Origin of the sequence: uncultured Thiocystis sp. (assembly GCF_903866365.1) — a bacterium.
In the GTDB taxonomy this organism is placed as follows: Bacteria; Pseudomonadota; Gammaproteobacteria; order Chromatiales; family Chromatiaceae; genus Chromatium.
In genome coordinates, this window is the sequence record NZ_CAIPNF010000423.1 from 1 (window position 1) to 2,058 (window position 2,058).

Below are 2,058 nucleotides of genomic sequence, written 5' to 3' on the forward strand. Positions count from 1 at the left end.
GACAGGAATGAACGCGGGATGCAGGGGAAAGGGGACAAAGAATCCCAACAGCAGCACGCCGAACACCAGCATCAGGGCGGTTTGACTGGTGCGGCGCACGGCGGGGCTGGGATAGTCGAAGCCAAGCTGACGAATCCGCCACCGCCAGTGTCCGTCCAGGATGCCGCCGACGAGCAGCAGCAGCATCGCCGGTCCCCAGGCGGCGAACAACGATAGCCGTTGCAGGACAAGCTGGATCAACAACCAAAAGGCATCCAGCCGTTCCTGCAACCAGTGCGGACTGATGCCCTCGAACAAGGAGGATTCCCCCGCCTGGCCGATGGCGACGTAACTGGCCGCGACCTCGCCGCTGTCCTGCGCTTCTTCGCGAAACCAGCGATCGGCCTGATCGAGAATCGCCGTGGCCGTGACCTCCCCGAGACTGTTGCGATACCACTGGCGTTCGAGACCCTGGACCAGTTGCAGCCAGGCGGACGGGAGGAACGCGGCCATGGCGATCAGGAGCAACAGCACGAGACTGACGATCATCAGCATTGGCGAACCGCCGCCGTTGGAACCGCTGGACGGACGCGACTCGGTCATGATCGAGGAGGAGGACTTGGTGGGCGGCATGATGGGGCAGGTTCCTCGGCGCTGTCGATCCCCAGGGCGCGCGCGTGCGCGTGCCGCTGCTCCGGATCATCGATGGCCATCGGCGCCTCGGTGCGAGGCGGACAGCCACTGACGCTCAACGCCTCGGCTTCGCGGTCCTTTGGCGTGACGCTCCAGCGGCGATGGGTCGGGGGCGAACCGCCCGGATCGCGTCTCGTTTGCGGTCGCGTCATCGTTTCAACTCCATGGGGATCAATGGCGGAGGCGTCGGCTTCGGTGTCCCGAGAATCGGCAGGCGTCCCTTAACGATGCGCCCGCCCGCGAGGCGGGCGATGTAATGCAGATTGGGTAACATCCCAAGCAACGCCGGCTGAAACAGGTCGCCGATTTCTTCCTGGAGTTGCTCGCCGACATTGGCCGAATGCGCCAGCAGATCCGGTTGCGTCGAGGTGCCCTGGGTGCGGGTCAGCGTTTTGAGGCGGACCTTGGGGAGACTGGCGGTGACGTACTCCTGGGTCTCCCCGTCGAGCACGCGCAGCGCGATCAGGGTGTTGAGGTTGCTCAACACCTGACGCGCCTTGGCCTCGCTGCCGGTGCGCGCGGCAAAGTCGGCGAAGGTCTGGGTCGCGATGGTCAGGCGCAGCCCGGCCCCGCGCCCTTTGTTGAGCAATTGGATCATCGGATCGTTGACGACTTCGGAGGCTTCGTCGATGAAGACGTTGACCGGACGATGATTGGCCCCGTCGTTGTAGCGATCCCCGGCGACGGCGGCCAGATCGGCGATCAGGATCGAGCCGATCGCCGCGCCCACCAGGCCGTCGGACAGCGAGTCCAGGCCGATGTAGGCGACCTGCGCGCGTTCCACCAGGCTCGCCATCGAGGTGATCGGGCGCGCATCCTGAGCATCGGCGCTGTCGGGGGAGAGCAGCGGACCGAGCGAGCCGGCGGTGAGCATGTTCAGAATCGGAAACAGACTTGCGACCATCTTGGAGAAATGCACCTTGTCGTGCGAAAACAGCGACACCAGGCCGTCGATCACGGTCGAGGGATGCTCGCCGCGCACGGTTTCCCGATACAGCCGGACCAGACCGGCGGCGCGCGCCGGAGTGTCCTGCGCCTTGCCGACGAAACGCGCGGCCTGGCCTTCCCAGCCGGGAGCGTGTTCGTCGAAATAGCGCGTCAGGACCCGCACCACCAGGGGATCGACGCCGCCTTCCAGAGAGCGGCGCAGGTTCATCAGGTTCGGGCGTTCGCCGGCAGCCAGCACCCCGCCGATGACCTGCGAGAGCGCCATCTGCGAGAAGCTTTTGAACGGATCGTTGCCGCTGACGCTGGGCATGATCGCGGCGATGCGACTGGCGATTTCGGTGGCGCGATTGAACGAATAGAGCGGATCGATGCGGTGACTGCGATCCGGGAACGCCGGATGGAAGCTCACGAAGCGCTCCGGCTGACCGCTTTGCGCAC

3 protein-coding genes are annotated in these 2,058 nt (G+C 65.4%); all 3 read right to left on the bottom strand.

The window, feature by feature from the left end:
• On the bottom strand, nt 1-612 hold a 612-nt coding region (locus tag QZY07_RS23245; protein WP_295408094.1), incomplete at its 3' end, for a DUF4400 domain-containing protein.
• The gene (locus QZY07_RS23250) at nt 579-824 is read right to left on the bottom strand and encodes a hypothetical protein (RefSeq protein ID WP_295408096.1); all 246 of its coding nucleotides are present in this window, start codon (nt 822-824) and stop codon (nt 579-581) included. The genes QZY07_RS23250 and QZY07_RS23245, both read right to left, overlap by 34 nt.
• Nucleotides 821-2,058 (bottom strand): conjugative transfer system coupling protein TraD (gene traD / locus QZY07_RS23255; RefSeq protein WP_295408098.1); only part of this gene is annotated, 1,238 nt, incomplete at its 5' end. The genes traD and QZY07_RS23250, both read right to left, overlap by 4 nt.

Bases quoted from the DNA above. Each gene is read 5' to 3' on its own strand.
- QZY07_RS23250 (WP_295408096.1), bottom strand. From the start codon at position 824: ATGACGCGACCGCAAACGAGACGCGATCCGGGCGGTTCGCCCCCGACC.